The organism is Maricaulis sp. (assembly GCF_017643475.1).
GTDB lineage: Bacteria > Pseudomonadota > Alphaproteobacteria > Caulobacterales > Maricaulaceae > Maricaulis.
On the sequence record NZ_JAEPNI010000001.1, the window covers coordinates 705361 to 731052 of the forward strand.

General features: G+C 60.5%; 17 protein-coding genes. 13 read left to right on the forward strand and 4 right to left on the reverse strand.

What is annotated here, in order from left to right:
* Positions 1-90: 90 nt before the first annotated feature.
* From cpaB to JJ889_RS03420, 8 genes are all read left to right on the forward strand, one after another.
* Complete coding sequence (gene cpaB / locus JJ889_RS03385; protein WP_291891490.1) at positions 91-918, forward strand: Flp pilus assembly protein CpaB; 828 nt, start codon at positions 91-93, stop codon at positions 916-918.
* An 11-nt stretch (positions 919-929) separates the two neighbouring features.
* Positions 930-2396: a type II and III secretion system protein family protein gene (locus JJ889_RS03390; protein ID WP_291891491.1), complete on the forward strand. Its 1467-nt coding sequence runs from the start codon at positions 930-932 to the stop codon at positions 2394-2396.
* Between the two features lie 11 nt (positions 2397-2407).
* Positions 2408-3076: a CpaD family pilus assembly protein gene (locus JJ889_RS03395; protein WP_291891492.1), complete on the forward strand. Its 669-nt coding sequence runs from the start codon at positions 2408-2410 to the stop codon at positions 3074-3076.
* A 20-nt stretch (positions 3077-3096) separates the two neighbouring features.
* A complete protein-coding gene (locus tag JJ889_RS03400) occupies positions 3097-4611 on the forward strand; it encodes an AAA family ATPase (RefSeq protein WP_291891493.1) in 1515 nt (504 codons plus the stop codon).
* Between the two features lie 6 nt (positions 4612-4617).
* Positions 4618-6093 carry a CpaF family protein gene (locus tag JJ889_RS03405; RefSeq protein ID WP_291891494.1) on the forward strand — a complete coding sequence of 492 codons (1476 nt, stop codon included), beginning with the start codon at positions 4618-4620 and terminating at the stop codon, positions 6091-6093.
* 3 nt (positions 6094-6096) lie between these two features.
* Positions 6097-7092, forward strand: coding sequence for a type II secretion system F family protein (locus JJ889_RS03410; RefSeq protein WP_291891495.1), 996 nt, complete (start codon positions 6097-6099; stop codon positions 7090-7092).
* A 7-nt stretch (positions 7093-7099) separates the two neighbouring features.
* Positions 7100-8101 (forward strand): type II secretion system F family protein, encoded by a 1002-nt coding sequence (locus tag JJ889_RS03415; protein ID WP_291891496.1) that lies wholly within the window; start codon positions 7100-7102, stop codon positions 8099-8101.
* 62 nt (positions 8102-8163) lie between these two features.
* Positions 8164-8649, forward strand: coding sequence for a hypothetical protein (locus JJ889_RS03420; RefSeq protein WP_291891497.1), 486 nt, complete (start codon positions 8164-8166; stop codon positions 8647-8649).
* Between the two features lie 625 nt (positions 8650-9274).
* Here the strand turns inward: JJ889_RS03420 and JJ889_RS03425 are convergent.
* Positions 9275-10783 (reverse strand): MFS transporter, encoded by a 1509-nt coding sequence (locus tag JJ889_RS03425; protein WP_291891498.1) that lies wholly within the window; start codon positions 10781-10783, stop codon positions 9275-9277.
* A 286-nt stretch (positions 10784-11069) separates the two neighbouring features.
* Here JJ889_RS03425 and JJ889_RS03430 point away from each other — a divergent pair, with 286 nt between their 5' ends.
* Positions 11070-12083, forward strand: a complete 1014-nt coding sequence (locus JJ889_RS03430) for a LacI family DNA-binding transcriptional regulator (protein ID WP_291891499.1) — start codon at positions 11070-11072, stop codon at positions 12081-12083.
* Here JJ889_RS03430 and JJ889_RS03435 read toward each other — a convergent pair.
* Positions 12080-13705 carry an alpha-glucosidase gene (locus JJ889_RS03435; protein WP_291891500.1) on the reverse strand — a complete coding sequence of 542 codons (1626 nt, stop codon included), beginning with the start codon at positions 13703-13705 and terminating at the stop codon, positions 12080-12082. The two genes, JJ889_RS03430 and JJ889_RS03435, sit on opposite strands and share 4 nt — an antisense overlap.
* Positions 13706-14020: 315 nt before the next feature.
* Between JJ889_RS03435 and JJ889_RS03440 the strand changes: the two genes are divergently transcribed.
* Together JJ889_RS03440 and JJ889_RS03445 are read left to right on the forward strand one after the other, a co-directional pair.
* A complete protein-coding gene (locus tag JJ889_RS03440) occupies positions 14021-16822 on the forward strand; it encodes a TonB-dependent receptor (protein WP_291891501.1) in 2802 nt (933 codons plus the stop codon).
* 131 nt (positions 16823-16953) lie between these two features.
* Positions 16954-18462: a tryptophan halogenase family protein gene (locus JJ889_RS03445; protein WP_291891502.1), complete on the forward strand. Its 1509-nt coding sequence runs from the start codon at positions 16954-16956 to the stop codon at positions 18460-18462.
* Here JJ889_RS03445 and JJ889_RS03450 read toward each other — a convergent pair.
* Both JJ889_RS03450 and JJ889_RS03455 read right to left on the reverse strand, forming a co-directional pair.
* Positions 18459-19979, reverse strand: a complete 1521-nt coding sequence (locus JJ889_RS03450; RefSeq protein WP_291891503.1) for a tryptophan halogenase family protein — start codon at positions 19977-19979, stop codon at positions 18459-18461. The genes JJ889_RS03445 and JJ889_RS03450 overlap by 4 nt on opposite strands.
* Complete coding sequence (locus JJ889_RS03455) at positions 19972-21414, reverse strand: MFS transporter (protein WP_291891504.1); 1443 nt, start codon at positions 21412-21414, stop codon at positions 19972-19974. Before JJ889_RS03455 ends, JJ889_RS03450 begins: the two co-directional genes overlap by 8 nt.
* Positions 21415-21579: 165 nt before the next feature.
* Here JJ889_RS03455 and JJ889_RS03460 point away from each other — a divergent pair, with 165 nt between their 5' ends.
* Together JJ889_RS03460 and JJ889_RS03465 are read left to right on the forward strand one after the other, a co-directional pair.
* The gene (locus JJ889_RS03460) at positions 21580-23175 is read left to right on the forward strand and encodes an alpha-glucosidase family protein (protein ID WP_291891505.1); all 1596 of its coding nucleotides are present in this window, start codon (positions 21580-21582) and stop codon (positions 23173-23175) included.
* A gap of 146 nt (positions 23176-23321) precedes the next feature.
* Entirely contained in the window at positions 23322-25667 is a 2346-nt protein-coding gene (locus JJ889_RS03465) for an alpha-amylase family glycosyl hydrolase (RefSeq protein ID WP_291891506.1), read from the forward strand.
* Positions 25668-25692 lie beyond the last annotated feature (25 nt).

Sequence of the window (25692 nt, forward strand, 5' to 3'; positions counted from 1 at the left end):
GAGCGCATTCGCGCTTTAGTATTAACGTCACTTTGAGGAATTCAGCGTCTCATCGCAATCGTATTCGTGCGTCGAGAGGTTTGGAGTTCCATGAACGCGCTTCGTATTGGCATTCTGGCAGCAGCAGCCGTGGCAGCGATTGCCGTGGCATTTTTCGTGCGTCAGGCAATGACCGTTGAAGAGCCGCAGCTTGCCCAGGTTGAGCAGCGACCGGCCACTCGTATCCTCGCCGCACGCCGGGATATCAATGTCGGTGAGCGCGTCAGCGCCAGCGACTTCTACTGGCAGTCCTGGCCCGAAGAGGCCGTCTCCGCCGGTTACATCGTCGAAAACAGCGGTCAGGATGCGTCCGAGTTTGCGGGTGCAGTGGTCCGCTCCGCCATTCGCCAGGGTGAGCCGGTCACCGGTCGTCGCCTGGTCCAGCAGGGCGATGCAGGCTTCATGTCTGCGGTCCTGTCTCCGGGCATGCGCGCTGTTGCTGTACCGACATCGGCCGAGACGGGCGCGGGCGGGTTCATCCTGCCCAATGACCGTGTCGATGTGATTGTCTCCTTCCAGCAGGAAAACGAGGAAACCCGTCGCCGCGAATTCGTCGCCCAGACTGTTGTCGAGAATGCTCGCGTTCTGGCGATCGACCAGACCTATGCAGATGAAGAGGGTGAGGGCACTGTGGTTGGTGAGACCGCGACGCTGGAGCTGACCTCAGCCCAGGCCCGCGCTGTTTCCCTGGCCGTGGCCCAGGGCGAGGTCACCCTGGTCCTGCGCGCGCTTGAAGACACGACCACCGGACCGTCGCTGGTTTCCGGTGGCGAGAATGTCGCCGCCTCGGTCGGCAATTCCGATGATGATGAAAGCCGCCGCGTCACCCTGATCCGTTACGGACGGGCACAGACGCTGGCCCTGGCAGGTGGCGAGTGAGGTTGCTGGTCATGTTTCGCGCGTTAGTCCTCTCCCTGTTCGCGACTGCCCTGGTGGCTCCGGCCTGGGCCCAGCCCGCCGGTACCGAGCGTGGCAATACGATGCAGGTCTATATCCGCGAGCCGGGTGAAGGTCCGGTCTCGGAAGATCTCGATCTGCCGCTCAACAAGGCTGCCGTGGTTCATCTGCCGGTTGATGTCGCTGATGTCCTGGTCACCAATCCGGAAGTCGTTGATGCCGTCGTTCGTACGCCGCGCCGCGCCTATCTGATGGGCATGGGTATCGGCCAGACGAACGCATTCTTCTTTGATGCCAATGGCCAGCTGATCCTGGATCTGGACCTGCGCGTCGAGCGCGATCTCGCACCGCTGCAGGACTCCATGAACCGTTTCCTGCCGGACGCGCGTGTCCAGGTCGAGGCGATGAATGACCACATTGTCCTGTCCGGCTCTGTACCCAACGCCATGGCCGCTGATACGGCGATGCAGATCGCCCAGCGCTGGGTCGAGGATCCGGAGCACATTCTCTCCATGCTGGAGATCGAGGCGCGTGAACAGGTGATGCTGAAAGTCCGCATCGTCGAGATGGAACGTACCATCGTGCGCCAGCTGGGCATCAACCTGTCCGCCGGCGCGACCAGTGGCGAGTTCGATGTCCGTGTTGCGACTGATCACGAGTTTTCTCTCGCGGGCCGTTTCCTGCGGGGCGCCCAGACGGCATTTGACTGGGTCAATGGCGATCCCGGCAATGGTGTGAACAACGTCTCCGGCCTGTTGCAGGCGATGGAGCGTGTCGGACTGGTGCGTACCCTGGCCGAGCCGAACCTGGTGGCGATCACCGGCGAGAGCGCGAACTTCCTGGCAGGTGGAGAATTCCCGGTGCCGGTCGGTCGTGACCGCGATGGCAATATCATCATCGAGTACAAGTCCTTTGGTGTCGGCCTGGGCTTTACGCCGGTCGTCTTGTCGGAAGGCCGTATCTCCATGCGCATCTCCACCGAGGTGTCGGAGCTGACGACCCAGGGTGCACTGAGCTTCAATGAAGGTCAGGTCACTGACGACAACGGCGAAGTCGTTGGTGTTCTGGAAGGTCTGACCATTCCGGCGCTCAGCGTGAATCGGGCCGAGACGACGGTCGAGTTGCCTTCCGGTGGCAGCCTGGTCCTGGCCGGTCTGATCCAGGAAGAAACGCGTCAGAACCTGGACGGTGTTCCGGGTGTCCAGAACCTGCCGGTTCTGGGAGCGCTGTTCCGCTCGCGCGATTTCGAGAACGAAGAAACCGAACTGGTAGTCCTGGTCACGCCTTACCTGGTGGACCCGGCCAATCCGAACGATCTGCAAACCCCCGCGGATGGTTTCCAGACAGCATCAGAAGCCGAGACGCTGCTGTTTGGTCGCCTTAACCGCGCCTATTCGGTTCCGGGTTCCGACACGGGTGACCGTGGCTGGAGTGGCCCGATCGGGTTCCTGTTCGACTAGTGGAGTTGGTGATGGTGTCGAAGAAGATGTTCAAAGCCTCGCTGATGGCCCTCGTGATCAGCACCGGTCTTGCCGGCTGCGCCACGACCGCGACCGATCTGGACCTGCCGCAGGCAACTGCGCGTGCCGAGACCTATCGCAGTGAGTTTGTTGTTGATCCGCGGGACAACGGCCTGACCTGGGCGCAGCAGAGCCAGCTGGCGATGATCGCTGACGAATACAAGGCCCGTGGCCATGGTCCGCTGGTGATCAGCTATCCGCAGGGTGCCGCCAATGAGCAGGCCGCCATGCACGCCATCGCCGAGGCCCGCAACTACTTCTATGCGGCTGGCCTGGACTGGCGACAGATCGAAGGTGGCGCCTATCTGGCAAACGGTGCCGGCAATGGCGCCCTGGTCTTTTCCTTTACGCGTTACGAGGCCGTCGCTCCGAATTGTGATGGCTGGAACAATCTCGCCATGGATCTGGACAACCGGCATTCGCGCCGGTTCGGCTGTTTCATGGCGGCAAACCTGGCGGCAACCATCGCGGATCCCCGCGACCTGGTGGCGCCACGCACCATGGATGCCCCAGATGGAGAGCGTCGCCAGACGGTTCTCGATCGCTATCGGGCAGGCCAGTCAACCGCAAGCGAACGCAGCGACTATGAAAGTGGTGCTGTCTCGCAGGTCGGAAACTAAGGGGGCGAAAGGAGCGAGATATGGCTGACAATCGTGCCCTGAAAGACGAGTTTTACGAGGACGATGATCCCTTCATGGATGCTGCAGACGTCGAGCGCATGATGCTTGGTGAGGCAGCGTTTGATGACTTGCCTCCGGAAGAGACCTCCGACACCGGTCATCGTTTCGGCGCCAGCGCTGTAGAGCTGGACGATGACCCCTTCATGGTTGATGAGGAGGCCGAGGCCTTCGAGACACCGCTCGAGGGCGAGGGCGACAATCCGCTGTTTGCAGAGCTCCAGAGCGAGCTGGAATCTGCGCCCATGGGCGAGTCCCTCTATGGTGAAATCGACAATGATGTACCGGATCAGCCGGTGCCGCGTATCACCATCGGTGCGTTCTGCGAGCGTTCCGAGACAGGTGCCCTAGTGTCCGTGGCGTCCGAGGATCGCCGCCTGTCCAAGGCCCATGTCGACGTTCAGATGGGCGGCCTGCCGGCAGCGATCGAGCGTTATCATGACGAGACGACACCCAATCTTCTGATTATCGAGACCGGGATGCGCGGTCGTGGTTTGTTCGACCAGCTCGAAGAACTGGCCGGTGTCTGTGACCCGGACACCAAGGTGGTCATCGTCGGTGCGACCAATGACATCGTGCTCTACCGCGAGCTGATCAAGCGCGGCGTAAGCGAATATCTCGTGCCGCCGATGACGCCGCTGCACCTGATCCGCACGATCTCCGAGCTGTTCCTCGATCCGGACCAGCCCTTCGCGGGCAAGACCGTGGCCTTTATCGGTTCCAAGGGTGGTGTCGGCTCCTCGACCATTGCGCATAATTGTGCGTGGGCGTTGACCGAGAACCTGGCCCAGGACGCCGTGTTGATGGACATGGATCTTTCCTGGGGTACTGCCGGTCTGGATTTCAACCAGGATCCGACCCAGACACTGGGCGATGCGCTCAGCGAGCCGGATCGTCTGGACGATGCCCTGCTGGATCGCCTCTTGGTGCGCTGCACCGACAGGCTCAGCCTGTTCTCGGCTCCGGCCACACTCGATCGCGACTGGGAGTTCGCGCCGCAGGATTATGAAAACGTGCTGGAGAAAGTGCGTCGCCAGGCGCCGTTTGTAGCGCTCGACCTGCCGCATGTCTGGCTGCCCTGGGTCAAGCAGACGCTGCTGTCGTCCGACGAGGTGGTGCTGACGGTAACGCCGGACCTGGCCTCCCTGCGCAATGCGAAAAACCTGTTCGACCTGGTGACCGGTGCGCGTCCCAATGACGAGCCGCCGAAGGTTGTCGTGAACATGGCTGGCATGGCCAAGCGTCCGGAAATCCCGCTCAAGGATTTTGCCGATGCGCTGGGGTCCCCGCCGGTTCTCGTCCTGCCGTTCGAACCACAGCTGTTTGGCAAGGCCGCAAATAACGGACAAATGATCCACGAGCTGGATCCCAAGTCCAAGGCTGCTGACGGTTTTGGGCATCTCGCCTCGCTGGTGACGGGGCGCACGCCGCCGCCACCGCGCAAGCGCTCTCTCTTTTCCAAGCTTTTCGGAGGCTAACACGCAATGTTCGGCAAACGTGCCGGAGGACCTCCTGCCGCCCCAGCCCGCAAGGCACCGACCACCCAGGCCGCCGAGCCTGAAGCCCGCCCCCAGACGGAGGCGGGTCCTGGTCGTTCTGCGGAGAAGGTAGAGAAGAAGGCGGCTCCGAAACCGGCACCCAAGCCAAAGCGTGTTGCCAAGAAGCCGGCCGATAATGGCGGGCGCTCGGAAGAGTATTACGCCGTCAAGACGACGATCTTCAACGCGCTAATCGATACGATCGATCTGGGTCAGCTTGCCCGTCTCGACCAGGACACGGCGGCAGAAGAAATCCGCGACATTGTCACCGAGATCATCTCGATCAAGAACGTCGCCATGTCGATCGCCGAGCAGGAACAACTGCTCCAGGACATCTGTAACGACGTTCTCGGCTATGGCCCGCTCGAGCCGCTGCTGGCTCGCGATGATATCGCCGACATCATGGTCAATGGTGCTGACAGCGTTTTCATCGAGGTCAACGGCAAGGTCGAGAAGACCAACATCCGTTTCCGCGACAACGGCCAGCTGATGAATATCTGTCAGCGGATCGTGAGCCAGGTCGGCCGCCGGGTCGATGAGAGCTCGCCGATCTGTGACGCCCGTCTTGCAGACGGTTCGCGTGTCAACGTGATCGCCCCGCCGCTGGCGCTGGATGGTCCCACGCTGACCATTCGTAAGTTTAAAAAAGACAAGCTGACCATGAGCAATCTGGTCGACTTCAACTCCATCACGCCCGACGGCGCAAAAGTGCTGGGCGTGATCGGCGCCAGCCGCTGTAACGTGCTGATCTCCGGCGGTACCGGTTCGGGCAAGACGACGCTGCTGAACTGCATGACCGGCTATATCGAGGAGGATGAGCGCGTCATCACCTGTGAGGACGCCGCGGAACTCCAGCTGCAACAGCCACACGTGGTCCGTCTCGAGACCCGCCCGCCAAACCTTGAGGGCACAGGCATGGTCACCATGCGTGACCTGGTCAAGAACTGCCTGCGTATGCGTCCGGAACGGATCATCGTGGGTGAGGTGCGTGGCCCGGAGGCGTTCGACCTCCTGCAGGCCATGAACACGGGTCACGACGGATCAATGGGTACGCTGCACGCCAACTCCCCGCGCGAAGCTCTCAGCCGTATTGAATCCATGATCACGATGGGCGGTTACAATCTGCCGGCCAAGACCATCCGCGAGATGATCGTCGGCTCGATCGACGTCATTATCCAGGCTGCCCGCCTTCGCGATGGTTCACGCAAGATCACCCATGTCACGGAAGTGGTTGGTCTGGAAGGCGATGTCATCATCACCCAAGACCTCTTTGTCTACGAGATGAAGGGCGAGGATGGCGATGGAAAGATCCTCGGCCAGCACCAGTCGACGGGTATTGCCCGTCCGAAATTCTGGGATCGTGCACGCTATTTCGGTCTGGAGCGCGAGCTCGCCCAGGCCCTCGATGCATCGGAGGCGTAAGGCATGAACGGCGACATCCTCTTCATTCTCGCCGCTGCGGCCGCCTTTGTGGCGGTTGGCGGTGTCGGCTGGGTCGCCGTCGGAGCCATGGGCGATGCCCAGAGCAAGCAGCGCGTGACCCGCGCGGTCGGCGGTGCCTCGGCTGCACGTAGCAAACGCGGAAGCGGCCCGCAGGACCAGGCGGCACAGCGCCGCAAGCAGATCTCTGACTCGCTCAAGGATATCGAGCAGAAACAGAAGGATCAGCGCGCCAAGAGTATCTCGCTGAAATCACGTATTCAGCAAGCCGGGATGGAATTTTCGCCGACCGCCTTCTGGATCGGATCGCTTGTTTCGGCACTGGTCGTGGCAGCCATTGCCTTTTTCACCGGCCAGAGCCTGCTGGTTGTCGGCGGCGCGACGATTGTGGGCGGTCTTGGCTTGCCGCGCTGGTGGCTGGGTTTCCTGCGTGGCAGCCGTCAGAAGAAATTTACCCAGGAGTTTGCCAACTCTCTCGATGTCATCGTGCGGGGTGTGAAATCCGGCCTTCCACTCAATGAATGTCTCAAGATTATCGCCGCGGAATCCCCGGACCCGGTCGGTTCCGAGTTCAAAGAACTTTGTGATGGCATCGCCATGGGCGTTTCGCTGGAGGAGAATCTCAACCGCATGTGTGACCGCATGCCCCTGGCTGAGCTCAACTTCTTCCGTACCGTCCTGATCATCCAGCAAAAGACCGGTGGTAACCTCGCCGAGACGCTGGGCAATCTCTCCGTCGTGCTGCGTTCACGCAAGCTGATGCGCGAGAAGATCAGTGCGCTGTCGTCCGAGGCCAAATCCTCTGCCGCCATCATCGGTTCCCTGCCGCCCGGCGTTCTGGGCATCGTCTATGCGACCACCCCGTCCTACATGAATCTCATGTTCGTTGACCCCACCGGACAGCTGATGTTGCTGGGCGGGGCGACCTGGATGTTCATGGGCATCATGGTGATGCGCGGCATGATCAACTTCAAGATCTAGGTGGGACATGTTCGGTATCGGCTTCGTAGAAATCCGGGATTTTCTCACTGATCCGCAGATGCTGCTGACGGTGGTCTCCGGCCTGCTCGTTTTTGCCACCATTGTCACCCTGACTTCGCCCATGTTCAGCGGCGACAAGCTCGACAAGCGTATCAAGGGTGTGCAGCACCGTCGTGAGGAGCTGCGCCGCAAGAACCGTGAACAGCTTGAGGCCGATGCGCGGGCGAAACACGAAAGTCGCTCTATCCGGGGCGAGGAGGCCAAGGGCCTCATGCGCAAGGTCGTGGATTCGCTCAACCTGCAAAAGGCCTTCGAGGATCCCGAGCTGCAGGCCAAGCTGGCGCAGGCCGGCCTGCGCGGAAATCGCCCGACGGTGACCTTCTACTTCTTCCGCCTGACCGCGCCTTTCGTGATGCTGGGCGGAGCGCTCTTCTATCTGTTCATGGTCAATGATTTCGGCCTGCCGACCATCACGCGATACTGTTTCGCCCTGGGTATCGGTATGCTGGGCTATTATGCGCCGAACCTTTATCTCTCCAACCTGGCTGCCAAGCGCCAGCAGTCAGTCATGGGCGCATTCCCGGATGCCCTGGACCTCCTGTTGATCTGTGTGGAATCGGGAATGTCAGTTGAAGCGGCTTTCCACAAGGTCTCTACGGAGATCGGTGCCCAGTCCGTTGAACTGGCTGAAGAGTTGTCCCTGACCACGGCGGAGCTCGCTTATTTGCAGGATCGCCGGATCGCCTATGAGAACCTGGCCAAACGCACCAATCACCCGGGGGTAAAAGCGGTCTGCACCTCGCTGATCCAGGCGGAGCGATATGGTACCCCGCTGGGACAGGCCCTGCGGGTCATGGCCAAGGAAAACCGGGACATGCGTCTGGCCGCCGCCGAAAAAAAGGCGGCCTCGCTGCCGGCCAAGCTGACAGTTCCAATGATCGTGTTTTTCCTGCCCGTACTGTTCGTGGTTATTCTCGGACCGGCCATCATCCGCTTCAATAGTCTGTGACGAAATTGATTTGGCGCGGTAATTGAATAGTCTGCGTCATGTTACAGAAGTGGACACCGCCCATGTTTTCGGGCCGCAATTCAGCGGAAAAGCGTCGTGAAGCGATTGAGGCGGCCGATCTGGCCGTCGCTGAAGCGATGACCGCTATCAATAACGAAGACGTCGAAGCGGCTCGCAAGGCGCTGTCCGAAGCGCCCAAGACCCATTTTGCCGATGTTGGCTGGAAGGTTGGCCTGGCGGGAGCGATGGTTGATTTGATGGCTGGTCGCATGCGCAGTTCTGTGAACAAGTTCGTCGCCGTGTGCAGCCGTCTGGATGACACGTCCCTGTCCAAGGACGACAAGAATTATCTTCGTCTGTATGCGCTCTATCGCACCAGCGAGGCCAGCAAGGACCGCAAGGCGCCGCCGGCCCTGCGTGAACTGGTCGAGGATTTCCGTTTCGACCACACCCTGGTCGACCCGGTCCTGCGCAAGGACTTCCCGTTGAAAAAAGTCGACCCGGAAGCCGAGGTCGCAGCCCCGCCTCCACCACCTCCTGCGGTTTGAGATTGTCTGATCTCACGCCAACTCGCTGCGCTCGCGGCTCCGATGGGGCGGGCTGACCGCCTGGCGCGCGGTCGCGCTTGCGAAGTGGTTTTCGATCTCACGGCAGTTCGCTTTGCTCACGCCTCCGATGGGGCGGGCTGACCGCCCGGCGCGCAGTCGCGCTTGCGACGCCTTTGGCGTCGGAGGTTGGTGTTTTCCTCCCCCTCCAGGGGGAGGTCCCGCGAAGCGGGAGAGGGGGAACACCAAAACCTCCACGCGCCAGGACGCTGGAGTGAGAGGCATGCGGAAGGCCGGCGAAACCGGATGTATATTCAAAAGCAGGGGTTAGGGACCTCCCGCACACGGGTCTGCTGTCTGTCATGCCCTTGTGACCCCGAAGGGTCGACAGACGCGTCCCGCACATCCACGCCCGAAAAGACTGAGCTCTCGCCTCCCACGACATGGATCACGGGTGATTATGGGGGAGGATCGAGCTGTGTGGATATCTTCCCCGCTCGCGGGGAAGTGGGCTCGCCGTAGCCAACGGCGAAGGCGGGGTGGAAGGGGCGCGAACGCTAGTGAGAACAACTCCTTCGCGCTACGCCCCCTCCGTCCCTTCGGGACACCTCCCCGGGGGGAGGATAACTCAAACCGTCTGTTTCTTTCCCGGCACGGCAAGCAGCGCCAGTGCAGCAATGGTCCACGATCCCGCCGCGATGAAGAAGGTCAGTATTGCCTGGCCACCCAGGAAACCGGTCAGGATGGGCCCCATGACGCCGGCGACGACCATTTGGGGCAGGACGATGAAGAAATTGAAGATGCCCATATAGATACCCATCTTCCTGGCCGGCAGGGCGTCGGAGAGGATGGCGTAGGGCATGGTCAGGATGGAGCCCCAGGCCATGCCGATGCCGATCATCGGGATCAGTAGCATGTTCGGGTCCGAGATGAAGTAGAGCGAGGCATAGGACAGGGCGCCGGCACACAGGCTGAAACCGTGAGCGAAACGGCGATTGATGCGCGCCGAGATCAGCACCAGGGCGATCGCCCAGACAGCGGATACACCATTATAGGTGCTGAACAGCGTACCGACCCAGTTGGCGCCCTGGTTATAGGCTTCCGAGGTCGGGTCCGAGCTTCCGTAATGATGCGCGGCAATGGCGGGCGTCGTGTAGACCCACATGATGAACAGCGCGAACCAGGAGAAGAACTGGACGACTGCCAGGCGCTGCATGACCTTCGGCATGGAGACCAGGTCGGTCATGATGTGACTGACGAGATTGTTCGTCTGCTGGCGCATTTTGAACAGGGCGTGGGTCAGGAAGGCGAGGCCGATACCGCCCGCTGTCACTGTCAGCACATATAGTTCAGGCGCCATCTCGAAGCGATAAATGGCAAAACTGCCCAGCGCGAAAACCATCAACAGGCTGACGGCATTGGCGATGAAATAGCTGGCGGATTTCTCCTGCGGCTCGGAAGAATTGCTCCGGCCGGCATCCTTGCTTTCTTCCTTGTCGAAGCTGGCGAGTTGTTCCGGTGAATATTCGCGTGTGGACAGGATCGTCCATCCCACCGCGATGAACATGGCGATGCCGCCGATATAGAAGGAGTATTTGACCGAGTCCGGGATGACGCCTTCCGGGGCGGTTGTGGCGACGCCAAACCACTCCGTCAGAATGCCCGGCATGGCCGAGGCGAGGGCGGCACCAGCACCGATCAGGATGGTCTGCATGGCAAATCCCTGGGTGCGCTGGCGCGAGGGCAGCATGTCCCCGACAAAGGCGCGGAAGGGTTCCATGGACACATTGATCGAGGCGTCGAGCACCCACAACATCACCACGCCGGCCCACAGATAGGGCGAGTGCGGCATGATGAAGAGGGAGAGTGTGGACAGCACGGCACCGGCCAGGAAATAGGGGCGACGGCGGCCCAGCGGGCCCCAGGTGCGGTCGGAGAAATAGCCGATCAGCGGCTGTACCAAGAGGCCCGTTACCGGTCCGGCGAGCCAGTAGATCGCCAGGTTGGACACATCCGCGCCCAGGGTCTGGAAGATCCGGCTGATATTGGCGCCCTGCAGGGCAAAAGCCATCTGGATCCCGAAGAAGCCAAACGACATGTTGAAAATCTGCCAGAAACCCAGCCGAGGCTTTAACATGCCTCTCTCCCCGTTTTCATAATTTTGCGAATATTGCGATATCGGGTTGAGCTTGTCGAGTAGAAAGGTGGGCGGCTCAATAGCCTATGTTTGGCAACCTTGAGCGCTCTATCAGCGTCCTGTGTCGGCGGGTTTGCGTTCTCTCGTGGTGGTCGAAGTATGCAAAAAATTGCAAGATCGGTGAAATTGGTGTTCTCTCGGAGAAAGTGAGCGGTGGAGCTTGCAATTCCGTTTTCGCCGTTTACCACTGCAAATGCTGCAAAAAAGACAAGAGGGCTATGAAATCGTGACGAAAAAGACCACTCGTCTGGAAGATCTCGCCAAGCGGGCCGGTGTCTCTGTGTCCACCGCGTCACGGGCATTGAATGACAGCCCCTCCGTCAATATGCGCACCAAGCAGGCGATCTGGAAGCTGGCGCGGGAGCTGGACTACCCCTTCCGTCGTCACATGCCCGCGGGCCCCATCGGGGCCAAGGCAACAATCTCGATCGTGGTGCCCAAGCCGCAGGACCGCGATACCCGCCTGTCCGATCCGTTTTTCTTCGAACTGCTGGCCGGTGTTGGTGATGCCGCGCGTGAGCGCGATTGCGACATCCATATCTCGCATGTCACACCGGGCAGTTATGATGACCTGGTAATGTCGATGACGACACACCGCGCCGATGGTGTGATCTTTGTCGGGCAGAGCACGCTGCACAACGCCTTCAACCGGCTTGCCGAGACCGAGGGGCGTTTCGTGGTCTGGGGCGCCGAGCTTCCCGAGCAGCGCTATTGCTGTGTCGGTTCGGACAATTTCGCCGGTGGTCGCCGGGCTGCGGCGCACCTGGCGCGACTGGGGCGCAAGCGTATCGCCTTTCTGGGGCAGTCCGAGGCGCCGGAAGTCATGCAGCGTTTCCGCGGTTATCGCGATGCGCTGGATGCGGCGGGGCTTGATGTGAGTGACGAGCTGGTCATCCCGTCCCATTTCGACGTGGAGTCGGCGGAGGCCTCGATCGAGGCTGTGGTCAAGAATGGTGTCGAGATCGACGGTATAGTCGCGGCCAGTGACGTGATTGCCTTTGGTGCCATTCGCGGTCTGCAGCTGGCCGGTCTGACCGTGCCGAAGGATGTCTCTGTTGTCGGTTACGACAACATCTCCTTTGCGCGCTATTCCAATCCCGCGCTGACCACGATTGACCAGGACATGACCGCGGCGGGTCGATTGATCCTGTCCAAACTGCTCGACTTCCGTGGGCCACAGGCGCGTCGTTCCGAGCGCCTGTCGACCGACCTTATTGTGCGCGCCAGCTGTGGCGCCTAGGTGCGCGCCGCAATCAGGCCTGCATAGCCGGCGAGACTATCGCCATCGCTGTCGTGATTGACGCTCTCGATCACCGTCCATCCGGCCGGCAACTGCCAGTCAATCTTTTGTGCGCTCAGATTGAAGGCGCAGAGCAGGGCGTCATTGCCCGAGCCACGCTGAAAGATTGCCAGCTTGTCCGGTGTGTCTCCGAAAAAGCGCATGGAGCCTTCGCGCAGGGTGCGGTTTTCGCGGCGCAGGGCCAGAATGCGTCTTGCAATGGTGAGCGTTGAATTCTCGTCTGCAGCCTGCAGGTCGACGGCAAGCTCGGCGTGGCGTGGATCCACCGGCAGCCAGGGTTCGGCTGATGAAAAGCCGGCGTTTTCAGCGTCGTGCTGCCAGGGCATGGGGGTGCGGGCGCCATCGCGACCGAGGGTCTCCGGCCAGTTGGTGATGGCTTCGGGGTCCTGCAGTCTCTCAAATGGCACATGCGCCTGGGGCAGGCCCAGCTCCTCGCCCTGATAGATGAAGATGTTCCCGCGCAGGCTGTTCAGCAGCAGGAAGGACATGCGGGCGAATGCGGCCTGGTTCTCCTCGCTCGCCCATCGCGAAATCGCACGCGGTGCGTCGTGATTGGAGAAAGTCCAGCTCGGCCAGCCGGTCTCGTCATTTTCCGGCCAAAGCTCGGTAGCTTCCCGGATCAGGTCCGCATTAAGCGCGTTGGCGTAGAGATAGAGGAAGCCGTAGGCACTGTGCAGCCGGCCCGGCGGGGCGGTGTAGAGCTTCATCTCTTCCTGTCCGCGCTCGCCGCCGACTTCTGCAACGAGGAAGCGCCCGGAATATGTGTCAGCCTGGGCGCGCAGTTCTTCCAGGAAATCAATGATGGCCGGGTGGGACTGGTTATAGAAATGGTGCTGGAAGTCGAAGGGGCGGGTCTTCTTCGTGCTGGCATCCCGGACCGGCGGATTATCGCGCATGTTCAGGTCGTGCATCATGAAGTTCACGGCATCCAGGCGAATGCCGTCTACACCGCGATCCAGCCAGAATTTCTGCGTGGCCAGGATGGCGTCCTGGACGGCTGGATTGTGCACGTTGAGATCGGGCTGCTGTGGCAGGAAGTTGTGCAGATAATACTGTCCGCGCCGAGCATCCCAGGTCCAGGCCGGACCACCAAAAACGGATTGCCAGTTTGTCGGCGGGGAGCCGTCCGGGTTGGCGTCAGCCCAGACAAACCAGTCGGCCTTGTCATTGTCCCGGCTGGTGCGGCTTTCGCGGAACCAGTCGTGCTGGTCCGAGGCATGTGAATAGACCTGGTCGATAATGACTTTCAGGCCGAGCTCATGTGCACGCGCCAGCAGGGCGTCGAAGTCTTCGAGAGTGCCAAAAATCGGATCTACGTCACAGAAGTCGGCCACGTCATAACCGAAATCGGCCATCGGGGATTTGTAGAAGGGGGAGATCCAGACGGCATCCACGCCCAGCTCGGCAATATGCTCGAGGTGTTGGGTGATGCCGGGCAGGTCGCCGATTCCATCGCCGTTCGAGTCGGCATAGCTGCGGGGATATATCTGGTAGATCGTCGCGCCTTTCCACCATTCCGCCTGCGGTGACGGTTCGGCGGATGATCTGACAAGCATCTCCATCGTGGTGTTCCCCTTTGTCCTTCTTAACGCCCTAGTTTCGTTGGGCGAATTCGCAGTTGTGTGAGATGCAAGCGCAAGTCTTGCTTTCACAAAGTCTGCAAAAATTGCAGAAAATTGCAAAACATGTCAACGCCCAAGAATTCGCGATATGCTATATATAATTGAGATAGATCGGATGTAACAATTTCGCTACAGTTTATTTATCTCCGAAAATTTCATCCACTTGATGCTTGCCGAGAGGTGCGATTTTCATTAATTTGCAAACTGGCTACCCAGTCACGTGTGGAAAAGTGACGGGTGTGAGGGAGGAAATTTATGCGCAAGATCACGAAATCTCGCCGCGGTATGCTTATGGCGACGGCGGCATCTTCAGTCGCCCTGGGGCTGAGCCCTGCGAGTGCAGCGATTGCCCAGGACGAGGAAGCTGGCCCAACTGAGGTCATTACCGTCACCGGTATCCGCGCCGCCATAGAGAGCTCGATCGAGGCGAAGCGCGAGTCAACTTCAATCGTCGAGGCAATCTCGGCAGAGGACATCGGCAAGCTGCCGGACGTTTCCATCGCGGAATCGCTGGCGCGTCTGCCGGGTCTTGCCGCGCAACGTGTTCGCGGTCGCGCTCAGGTGGTTTCCGTGCGCGGTCTCGGTCCGGACTTCACGACTGCACTTCTGAACGGGCGTGAACAGGTCACCGCTGGCGATAACCGCGGCGTCGAGTTTGATCAGTATCCGTCCGAGCTGATCAACCAGGCGCTCGTCTACAAGACACCGGACGCCCAGCTGGTCTCGCAAGGTCTGGCCGGTACGGTCGATCTTCGCACCATCCGCCCGCTCGAGTTTGGCAACCGCTCGGTCAGCCTGAGCGCAAGCTATGAGATGAACATGAATGATCAGCTCAATGCTGATTATGACGATACGGGTTACCGTCTGACGGGTACCTATGTGAACCAGTTCGCTGATGACACGGTCGGCCTGGTTTTCTCCATTGCTCACCAGAATACACCGACGCAGGGTGAGAAATACGAAATCTGTAACTTCCAGGACCTGAGCGGAAACAATGGTCCGGAATGTTTCAAGATGTTCTCCGAATCCCGCGATCTTGACCGTACAGCGATGCTGGGCACGCTGGAATTCGAGCCGAATGACACGTTCAATGCGTCTGTTGACGTGATGTACACCGAGTTTACCGATGGCGGTGTCCGTCGCGGTATCGAACTGGCAACCGGCAACTGGCTGGGTGGCAGTAATTCCGGTATCTCCCATCAGACCATTGAGGCCTCAAATGGCCTGGTAACAGCCGGCACGTTCTCTAACGTCTTTGGTGTCGTTCGCAACGACGTGCAGGAGCGAGACGCCGAGCTGTTCTCGCTCGGTTTCAACGCTCAGTGGCGCCCATTCGACAACTGGGAGTTTGAAGCTGATGTCAGCCACTCCCGTGTCGAGCGTACGGCACTCGATTTCGAAAGCTATATGGGTTTCGCAGAAGGCGGTTGGCCGAATTACCCATCGGCCATCGATGATGTGAACTACAACTTCAACGGCAATCGTTATCGCTTCAATTCTTCGGTTGGTGCCGGGTATGCCGACCCGTCCTTGATGGTGCTGACCGACCCGGGCGGCTGGGGCCAGGACGGCTTTAACAAGACGCTCAACACCGATGACGAGCTGAACGCTCTGCGCCTCAGCGCGACGCGTGAGTTCGCACAGGGCTTCTTCACGTCAATCGAAGGCGGCCTGTATATGACGTCGCGTGAAAAAGAGCGCGAAACGATCGAGAACTTTGTCGACCTTGCCAGCGGAAATGGCGCTGAGGCTATTCCGAGCCAGTACCTGATGGCACCGACCAGCCTGAGCTGGGTGTCCAACATCGAGGTGCCTGCCTACGATCCGACAGCCCTGTTGAGTGACGGCATCTACACGCTGCGTCCGCTGAACCCGGCCTTTATTGTCGGCAAGCAGTGGCGCGTCGAAGAAGACGTGATGGTTGCGTACGGGCAGGCCAATTTCGAATCTCAGCTCGGCGACGTTCCCTACTTTGGTAACGTTGGTGTCCAGGTGGTCCAAACCGACCAGAGCTCTTCGGGCCCGGCCTCTTACTTTGACCCGAATCTGAACACGAGCATCGTGCTGGATACGCCCGTTTCGGCAGGTGATGACTATACCGAGGTGCTTCCTAGCTTGAACGTCAGTTTCGAGTTGAACGAAGACACATATCTCCGCTTGGGTGCGGCACGGACGCTGGCCCGGGCACGTATGGATGATATGCGCGCCTCTGTTTCCGTGAACGCACCGGACGCTACGGTTTGTAGCGTCGATCCGGTATCTGGAACGTTTACTTATACGCCGCCGTCGGACTCGACGCGGTCCTGTCTCAGCGGAAGCTCGGGCAATCCGTTCCTGCGTCCGTACATCGCTGACAGCTTCGATATTTCGCTCGAGCGTTACTTCGGGGATGGTGCAGGATACTGGTCCATTGCGGCATTCCACAAGGAAATCGACAGCTGGGTCTTCGGCTCGGTTCCGTTCACGGTTGATGCTTCGACTGCTGTCGATGACATCTTCGGTGCTGGTACGGCTGCGGCCAACCCGGGCGTCGGCGATGCGCGTTTCTCTGCGGCCGAGAACGTCAATGGGGGTTGGCTCCGCGGTATGGAATTCTCGCTCAGCCTGCCGGCTGAAGTCTTCCTGCCGGAAATGTTCGAAGGCCTCGGAATGTTCGCGACCTACTCGATCACGGACAGCGAGATCCAGCCTCCGACGGCGAACAGCCCGATCACCATTCCGGGCCTGTCGGAAACTCTCGGCAACATCACGGTCTACTATGAGCGTGAGGGCTGGGAGTTCCGCGTTTCCAATCGCTGGCGTTCCGATTTCCTGGCCGAGCTGCCGGACTTCACCGGTCAGCCGGACTTCCGCTCCGCTCTGGAAGAGTCGGTTGTGGATGCCCAGATCGGTTACGAGTTTGCCGAAGGTCCGCTGGATGGCCTGACCGTACAGCTGCAGGCGAACAACGTCTTTGACGAACGTTTCGGTACGTTCGTGAACGGTGATGAGCGTCAGGTCCGTAACTGGGAAGAGTATGGTGCGACCTACACTTTCCGCCTGAGCTGGCGTCGTTAAGTCTCTCGTGAGTGACTAGACTGAGCCCCCGCCGGCCTGTTCGGCGGGGGCTTTTTTTATGGGCGTCGCAGCGGCTTGATCCCCGGGCCGGACGCGTGAAAAACTCTGAACCGGGATTTGAGGGGCCGCGCATGGAAAACTCACGGATCAAGCGTCTTCTGGTGGTCGGCGGCGGTACGGCTGGCTGGATGGCCGCTGCTGCACTGTCCAAATTCCTGGGCGAGGGGCTGGAGATCTCGCTCGTCGAGTCTGATCAAATCGGCATAGTCGGTGTGGGCGAGGCAACGATCCCCCAGATCAAGCATCTCAACCGGGCGCTGGAACTGGACGAGCGGAAATTCGTGGCCCGGACCCAGGGTTCGTTCAAGCTGGGCATCGAGTTCCAGAACTGGCGCCAGAAAGGCCACGCCTATCTGCATAATTTTGGTTCCATCGGGCTGAATGTGAACTCCACGCATTTCCACCATTATTGGCTGCGCAGTCGTGCAGAGGGCAATGAGCTGGACCTGTGGGACTACTGCGTGAACACCGAGGCCGCCCGCCAGGGGCGGTTTGCGCCATTGGAAAAGCTGGGCTCGTCGCCGCTCAACGGAATCGCCTACGCCTATCACTTTGACGCGGCGCTCTATGGCCAGTTCCTGCGCAACTATGCCGAACAGCGTGGCGTGACGCGGATCGAGGGCCGGATTGTTGATGTTCACCAGGACAGCGAGAGCGGTGAGGTGCGCAGTGTCGAGCTTGAGAGTGGGCAGAAAGTTGAGGCGGATTTCTTCATTGATTGCTCCGGCTTTCGTGGCCTGTTGATCGAAGGCGCCCTGGAAACCGGATATGAGGACTGGACGCACTGGCTGAAATGCGACCGCGCGTTTGCCGTGCCGAGTGAGAATGCTGGGCCGATCCGCCCCTATACCCAGTCGATCGCCCATGATGCTGGCTGGCAGTGGCGCATTCCCCTGCAGCATCGCACCGGCAATGGTCATGTCTTTTCCAGCGCCTATACCGACGAGGATGCGGCTCGCGAGACCCTGCTGGCCAATCTGGAAGGCGAGCCCCTGTCTGATCCGCGACTGATCCGTTTCACAACAGGTCGCCGGAAGAAGTTGTGGAATCGCAATGTCGTCGCGCTGGGCCTGGCAAGCGGCTTCCTGGAGCCGCTGGAATCCACCTCCATCCATCTTATCCAGTCCGGGATCAGTCGCCTGGTTCCGCTCTTCCCGGCCGGCGCGGGAGGTGAGGCGCTGGCGGATGAGTATAATCGCCAGATGGGGCTGGAATACGAGAAGATCCGTGACTTCATCATCCTGCACTATCACCTCAACGAGCGCACGGATTCACCCTTCTGGATCGATTGCCGTGAAATGGACGTGCCGGACACGCTGGTGCGCAAAATGGCGCTCTTCCGCGAGAGCGGACGGCTCTATCACGAGCAGGAAGACCTATTCACGGATTCAAGCTGGCTCCAGGTCATGCTGGGCCAGGGTATCACGCCGCAAGCCTATCACCCGGTGGCAGACGACATGTCTTCTGAGCGGCTCGAGGGGTTCCTGGGGGATATACGGCGGATCGTCACGTCTGCGGCCGGGCAGTTGCCGTCGCATGAGGACTTTGTTCGCTCAAACTGTCCTGCGCCTGCAGGCTAGGTGCTGGCCAGCAGGTCGTGGGCCTTGCAGTGCCGGTCTACGAATTCCTGGTGCGACAGCATTGCGCCGGACGCTTCGTCGATGGCGCGCTTGATGCCAGACAAATAGCGCGGGCCGTCGACGCCGCGGATATCGACCAGGCTGTCATATCGATCCGGTGTCGGGCCCTGTCCCAGGAAAACAGCCAGCCAGCTGGGGTTGGTGAAGAGCTCGATCTGGCGCGCAACCAGGCGACCATTGCGCTGGAATTGCTCGATCTTGTACGCCAGCGTGTCGGGGATCTGCATCTCCCGGCAATAGCGCCACAATTCCCCGTCCTGCCGGTCGTTCAGGCAATAGTGCAGGATCAGGAAATCCCGGATGCTTTCATATTCCTCGATGGTCAGCCGGTTGTATTCCTCGGCGGAAAGCGGGCTCCCATCGCGGCCCGGGAACAGCGCCAGGAAGCGCATGATGCCAATCTGGATGAGATGCAGCGAGGTGGATTCCAGTGGTTCCATAAAGCCGGCAGACAGGCCGATCGCCACGCAGTTCTTGTTCCAGAATTTCTTCCGACGTCCGGTGGTGAAGCGCAGCATGCGCGGATCCGCAAGCGCCTTGCCGTCCAGGTTGTTCATCAGCGTGTCCGTCGCCGCCTGGTCATCAACAAACTGGCTGCAATGCACATAGCCATTGCCGGTGCGGTGCTGCAGGGGAATGCGCCATTGCCAGCCGGCTTCGCGCGCGGTCGAGCGGGTGTAGGGGGTGAAGCCTTCGGGGCCGCTGCGTTCGCAGGGCACGGCGACGGCCCGGTCGCAGGGCAGCCAGTGTGTCCAGTCCTCATATCCGGTTTCCAGAGCGCCTTCGATCAGCAGGCCGCGGAAGCCGGTGCAATCGACAAAAAAATCGCCATCAATGACCTGGCCATCTGCCAGGGTGATGGACTCGATAAAGCCGCCCTCATTGCGCAAGCTGACATTGGTGACGCTGCCTTCGATACGCTTGACGCCCTTGCTTTCGGACAGGCGCCGCAGAAAGTGCGCATAGAGCCCGGCGTCAAAATGATAGGCATAGTCAAAGGTCGACTGGATCTGGCGCGGATTGTTCGAGGGCTGGGCAAACCGGCCCTGTTTCGCCATGCCCCAGCACATGGAATATTCCTGCAATTCCTCCGCCTTGCCCTCGGCAAACGCCTTGAACCAGTACTGGTAGAGCGGCAGCGTGTCGAAGTCGGCGCCGAAATGTCCGAACGGGTGGAAGTAGCTGTGTTGTTCCTTCCGCCAGTCGACAAACTCGATGCCCAGTTTGAACGAGCCCTGGGTCTCGCGCACAAAGGTTGCCTCGTCGATGCCCAGTGAGGCATTGAAGCGCTTGATGTGCGGGATGGTCGCCTCGCCGACACCCACGGTGGGGATGTCCTCGGACTCCACCAGCACGATCTCGCAGCCACCGCGCGTGGCATTCGATAGTGCGGCAGCGGCCATCCATCCGGCAGAGCCGCCGCCGACAATGACGATCTTGCGCAAGGCCTCAGACATTTTCGCCCTTTTCACTCTTCGGGAGGGGTTTCACACGAAGCCAGAGAAGCGCGGACAGGGCAAGGGATGCCGCCGCGATGGCGAAGAGCAGGGCTTTGTCCTCGACCCGCTGCAGCAGCAGGCCGATGCTCATCGAGACCAGTAGCTGGGGCAGGACGACGGACAGGTTGAAAATGCCCATGAACAGCCCCATCCGCGTGGCATTGATGCGCTGGGACATGATGGCAAAGGGCAGGGAGACGATTGCGGCCCAGCCGACGCCGAGAATGGCCATGATCAAGTAGAGCGCGAGCGGTGAGGTCCCGGCAAAATAGGCGATCCCATATCCCATCGACATGACTGCCAGGCAGGCGGCCTGCAGGCGCACGCGCGGCATCTTCCTCGCTAGCGGGTTCAGCACGAAGGCCGGAAGGGCGGCTGCGACCCCGTTGAGGATCAGGAATGAGAAATTGGTGATGCTGCCCCAGCTCGCGCTGCCCGCATCGGGCATGACGTGTTCCAGATACGGGTAATAGAAGACGAACATGGTCTGTACGCCAACCCAGGAGAAGGAGTGGGCGGCCATGATCTTCTGGAATTCGGTGAGGTCGTTCTTACCGGCCCCGGCGCTCGGCTTTTTCAGGAACAGCACCCAGATCATCAAAATGGCAGTGGCCGCTGCGCAGGCCCATTCGATGACATGGCCGGAGCGTTCGATGGAAAAGGCGCGTTCAACGAGCGCGTAGAGGTCGTAGGCGAAAATGCCCCACAGCGGCAGCGTGCCGATGGCGATCAAGCGGAGATCGAAACCGCCTTTCTGCTCGTTTTCCTCTTCGCTTCCCAGTTCGCGCGGTTCTTCCATCAGCATGGCTGGGATAAGGGTGAAGAGCAGGACGAGTCCGGCGCCGGTATAGATCAGGGTTTCATTGCCCAGGGTCGCGCCTATGGCATAGGCCAGCATGCCGAACGTGCCCGACACCGTCTGCATCCAGGTATAGCCGCGCGTCCGCAGCTCGCCTTCCGGGGTGAGGTCGGAAATCACCGCACGGGTCGGGTTGAAGCTGACATTGATCGACAGATCCATGACCAGGGCAACCGCCAGGGCCACGCCGACGATCTCGGTCAGGCCGAGCGCGCTGGAGATCAGGCCGATATTGGGCAGGGCAATCAGGGCGAGGGCTGTCATCACCCCGCCGATGAGAATAAACGGGCGGCGTCTGCCGCCCCAGAACCAGACCTTGTCGGAAATCATGCCGATAATCGGCTGGCCGAGAATGCCGGCAATCGGGCCGGCGGCCCAGACAAGTCCGATTTCCTCGAGGTTGAGGTCGTATTTGGAGCGGAGAATGGCGCTCAGGGCCGCGATCTGGATCGACAGGGCAAACCCCATCGCCGTCGCAGGCAATGTCATCAGCGCAAAAAAGGGCTTCGACAGCCGTTTCTGCATCTCGAGCATGGTGGTTCTCCCCTCCCGGCGTGTCTTTTGACACATTTATGCAAAAACAATGGCAGAATGATTGCTGCGCGTCACGGGTTTTCACTGTATTGTTTGCTAAATTCGACAGAGTCCGTTTTGGAAGATTCCGCAAAATGGACTGCGGTTGTGGTGAAGGAGAGGGCCATGTCCGAGCAGGATTGGTGGCGGGGTGCCGTCATTTACCAGATCTATCCGCGGTCCTATCTGGATACGACGGGCAATGGTGTGGGTGATCTGAAGGGTATTCACGACAAGCTCGAATACATCGCGGATCTTGGGGTGGACGGGATCTGGATTTCACCCTTCTTCACCTCGCCGATGGCGGATTTCGGGTATGACGTGTCCGACTATCGCGATGTCGATCCTCTTTTCGGATCGCTCGCGGATTTTGATGCGATCATCGAGAAGGCGCATCGTCTGGGCGTCAAGGTCCTGATCGACCAGATATATTCGCATACCTCCGACCAGCATGCCTGGTTTGGGGAAAGCCGCCGCGATGGAGGGAGTGACAAGGCGGACTGGTATGTCTGGGCCGATGCCCGGCCGGACGGCTCTCCGCCCAATAACTGGCAGAGTTTCTTCTTTGGTCCGGCCTGGACCTGGGATGCGCGTCGCGGCCAGTACTACATGCACAACTTCCTGCCCCAGCAGCCGGACCTGAATCTGTGGAATCCCGAGGTGCGCGCCGAGATCTGTGACACGCTGCGCTTCTGGCTGGATCGCGGTGTTGATGGTGTGCGTCTGGATGCGATTTCGCATTGCCTGCACGATCCGCAGATGCGCGATAATCCGGCGCGGGAAAATCCCGATGCCAAAAAGCCCGGCGACATGCAGAGCATGGTGCACACGGTCGGCCTGCCCGATACGGCAGAGTTCATGCGCGAGTTGCGCGCCGTGCTGGACGAATATCCGGGACGGTTTGCGGTGGGGGAGATCGGGGGCGAGGATCCGCTGGCCCAGGCCGTGACCTATGCTGACCCCGAGCGTTCCCTGCAGACGGCCTATAATTTCTCCTTCCTGTTCAAGGGGCCGCTGACGCCGGCGCTGATCCGCGAGGCGATCGAGGATCAGCTGGTACGGCATCCAAGCGGTTGGCCGACCCAGGTGTTCTCCAATCATGACGCCGTGCGGGCGCCGACACGCTGGGGCGGGGCGGATGCGTCGCCGGCCTATGCGCAAATGCTCAATGCGCTGCTGCTCAGTCTTTATGGCTCGGTCTGTCTTTATCAGGGCGAGGAGCTGGGTTTGTGCCAGGCGGATGTGCCCTATGAGCGCCTGGTCGATCCCGAGGCGATCAAGAACTGGCCGCACACGCTGGGCCGTGATGGTGCGCGCACGCCCATGCCGTGGACGCGTGAGGCGCCCTGGGCTGGCTTCGCCGGGCTAGAGCCCTGGCTGCCGGTGGATGCGCGTCATGTCGACCTGTCTGTCGAGGCCCAGGCGGGTATTGACGGCTCGACGCTGGAAGTCACCCGGGCGCTGCTGAAGAACCGAAAGGCGTCCGCCGCATTGCAAACCGGTGAAATCCGCTTTGTTGATGCCGGTGAAAATGTGCTGTGTTTCGAGCGCGTGTCCGGTGATGAGCGCGTGATGTGTGTGTTCAATTTCGGCGACGCGGAGAGCGAAATTGAACTGCCGGGACGCTGGTGCGGAATGAGCGATATTACTCTTCCCGCGGTTTGCGATGGGAGCCGGTTGCGATTGCGGGGGCACGGCTTCTGGCTGGGTCTCCCGGCCTGAGGTCGGAAGATTTCATTTGCCGCTTCCCGGCTTGCGAGGCATGATTGCAAAAACTCGCAAAGTAAAGGGAGATGTTTATGCGCGCAGCCCTGTTCGGATCGACAGCATTTCTTGCACTCACATTGGCTTCTTGCTCGCAAGAACCGGTGAGTCAGACTGTCGAGCCTGTGTCGCAAAATACCGAAAACGGAGTCGCGGAAACTGTCGCGCCTGACCCGGCACGCATGCGGGCCGAGATCAATTCCGATGGCTCCATCCGGGTCATGTTCCGGGGTGATGCCGCCCGCTCGACAGATCCGGCCGATTACCGGTTAAGCGATGGCGAGGGCAATGTCTTGCCGATTTCAACCGTGCTCCCCACGGACGCGTCCGGCGCCCTGATCTTCTCCAGTGAAGCGCTGGGCCCGGCGCGGGTCTATTTCGTCGAACAGCTGGAGATGGGGCTTCGCGCCCGGGCGCGTTTTGATGGCTGGTTCCGCACGCTCTATTCCGACAAGCCGCTGGGCGCGAATATCGCTGCCGACGGTTCGGCCACCGACTTCCGCATTTTTGCGCCGCGCGCGGACCGGATCCGGATCTATCTCTACGAAGGTCCGGAAGATGGGCCGGAGCAGGCCACCGAGGCCGTCTGGATGCAGCGCGACGCGAACGGCGTCTTCGAGGCACAGTTCGAGGGTGATCTGCACGGTGTCTACTATGACTTCACGGTGCATGGGCCGAACGATCCGGGCAACCAGTTCTACGGGACCGAGCCGGTGCACATTTCAGACCCTTATGCCCGGGTGAATGTCGACGGGTTCGGCAAGAGCCGTGTGTGGCGCGCCACCATCCCGGCGACGCCGCTGGTCAATGGCCGTCCGCCCATGCAGGACGTGGTCTCCTATGAGGTGCACGTGCAGGATTTCACCGATCTCCTACCGGTGGCCGACGAGCTGGGCAGTTCCATCCCGGCCTTTGCCACCCCGGGCCTGACCAATTCGCGTGGAGAGCCGATCGGCTTTGATCACCTGGTCAATCTGGGCATCAACACGGTGCACCTGCTGCCGGTGCAGGAATTCATCCACTACCCGACCGAGGAGTGGGCGGCGGGGCATGGCGATGTGCCGATCCTGCAGGAGCTGGGCATTGCGCACGAGGATTATCAGTGGGGCTATCGTACCACGCATGCCTTTGCCATCGAGAGCCGTTATCGCCAGACGGAAACGGACTGGGGCGCCCAGCGTGACCAGTTCCGCGATCTGGTCCAGGCCTTCCACGACCGTGGCATCGCCGTGATCATCGATATCGTGCCCAACCATACCGGCGAGAGCATGGAGGATCGCGACACACCGCTGAACTTCTCGGGTCTCGACCGGTTCTACTATTACCGGCTGAACGAGGATGGCGTGCATATCGGCACGTTCGGCAACGAGGTGAAGACCGAGGACCGCCCGATGGTCCAGCGCTGGCTGATCGACCAGTGCCGCCAGCTGATCGAGGAGTTCGGCATTGACGGTTTCCGCATCGACCTCGCGGGCCAGATCGACGAGCAGACGCTTTACGCCCTGCGCCGCGAGCTCGGTGAGGATGTCATCATCTATGGCGAGCCGTGGATTGATGTGAACGACCCCTGGATCCGCGAAATGCCGGACTGGGACTGGTACAAGGAAGATGCGCCGATCACCTTCTTCCAGGACAATGCGCGTGACGCCTTTGTTGGTTCGCCCTTCGTGCTGGAGAATCCGGCGACCGATCTGGGTTGGTCAGGCGGCAATGCAGAGCTGCGCGAACGCGTCATGACCGCGATCGCCAATTCCTTTGACGACGAGCCGGTCTCGCCCAATCAGGGCCTCAACTACATGGACATCCATGACAACTGGACGCTGGCGGACCGGTTTGCGCTCAGTGACTGGGATGGTCGCAATGGCGTGAACGAGCCGCACTACCGCATCGCGGCAGGCCTGCTGTTTACCTCGCTCGGTCCGGTGGTCATCCATGGCGGATCCGAATTCATGCGCTCCAAGGGTATCGCCCCCCTGCACGAACAGCATGTCGAGACGGATTATCGCAACATCCATCTGAAGGGACGCGAGGACACGTTCAATGTCCGCACACCCAACCAGTTTGTCTGGGAGAATATCGGCGCGACTGCCGATGAGGCGCCAGCGGATTACGCCGGCATGCTGGACTGGTGGCGCGGTCTGATCCATTTCCGCCTCTCTGACGAGGGCGAGGTCTTCCGGATCGCAGAGCACCGTGATGGCCACGTTCGCTGGTTCACGCCGGATGACGGTCACCTGCTCGCCTATACGATGGGCGACAGTGTGCTGGTGGCCGCCAATGTCGGAGCGAGCGACGCGCAAATCCCTGTTGAATTGCCGGAGGGAAACTGGGTCCGCATCGCCGATGGTGAGGTGATTGACCAGGAAAATGGTGTTGGCGGGGCGCTGTCCGGTGGCCGTGAGGCGGTTGCAGCGCCGGCAGGCACCTTGCAGATCTGGGTGCGGCGCTAGCGGGCGCTATTGTGTATGGGGAGGA

What these genes read in the sequence shown, in the direction of transcription:
- JJ889_RS03410 (WP_291891495.1), top strand. Translation starts at nt 6,097, where the DNA reads ATGAACGGCGACATCCTCTTCATTCTCGCCGCTGCGGCCGCCTTTGTG.
- JJ889_RS03400 (WP_291891493.1), top strand. Translation starts at nt 3,097, where the DNA reads ATGGCTGACAATCGTGCCCTGAAAGACGAGTTTTACGAGGACGATGAT.
- JJ889_RS03405 (WP_291891494.1), top strand. Translation starts at nt 4,618, where the DNA reads ATGTTCGGCAAACGTGCCGGAGGACCTCCTGCCGCCCCAGCCCGCAAG.
- JJ889_RS03435 (WP_291891500.1), bottom strand. Translation starts at nt 13,705, where the DNA reads ATGGAGATGCTTGTCAGATCATCCGCCGAACCGTCACCGCAGGCGGAA.
- JJ889_RS03460 (WP_291891505.1), top strand. Translation starts at nt 21,580, where the DNA reads ATGTCCGAGCAGGATTGGTGGCGGGGTGCCGTCATTTACCAGATCTAT.
- JJ889_RS03425 (WP_291891498.1), bottom strand. Translation starts at nt 10,783, where the DNA reads ATGTTAAAGCCTCGGCTGGGTTTCTGGCAGATTTTCAACATGTCGTTT.
- JJ889_RS03450 (WP_291891503.1), bottom strand. Translation starts at nt 19,979, where the DNA reads ATGTCTGAGGCCTTGCGCAAGATCGTCATTGTCGGCGGCGGCTCTGCC.
- JJ889_RS03420 (WP_291891497.1), top strand. Translation starts at nt 8,164, where the DNA reads ATGTTTTCGGGCCGCAATTCAGCGGAAAAGCGTCGTGAAGCGATTGAG.
- JJ889_RS03440 (WP_291891501.1), top strand. Translation starts at nt 14,021, where the DNA reads ATGCGCAAGATCACGAAATCTCGCCGCGGTATGCTTATGGCGACGGCG.
- JJ889_RS03415 (WP_291891496.1), top strand. Translation starts at nt 7,100, where the DNA reads ATGTTCGGTATCGGCTTCGTAGAAATCCGGGATTTTCTCACTGATCCG.
- JJ889_RS03390 (WP_291891491.1), top strand. Translation starts at nt 930, where the DNA reads ATGTTTCGCGCGTTAGTCCTCTCCCTGTTCGCGACTGCCCTGGTGGCT.
- cpaB (WP_291891490.1), top strand. Translation starts at nt 91, where the DNA reads ATGAACGCGCTTCGTATTGGCATTCTGGCAGCAGCAGCCGTGGCAGCG.
- JJ889_RS03445 (WP_291891502.1), top strand. Translation starts at nt 16,954, where the DNA reads ATGGAAAACTCACGGATCAAGCGTCTTCTGGTGGTCGGCGGCGGTACG.
- JJ889_RS03455 (WP_291891504.1), bottom strand. Translation starts at nt 21,414, where the DNA reads ATGCTCGAGATGCAGAAACGGCTGTCGAAGCCCTTTTTTGCGCTGATG.
- JJ889_RS03395 (WP_291891492.1), top strand. Translation starts at nt 2,408, where the DNA reads ATGGTGTCGAAGAAGATGTTCAAAGCCTCGCTGATGGCCCTCGTGATC.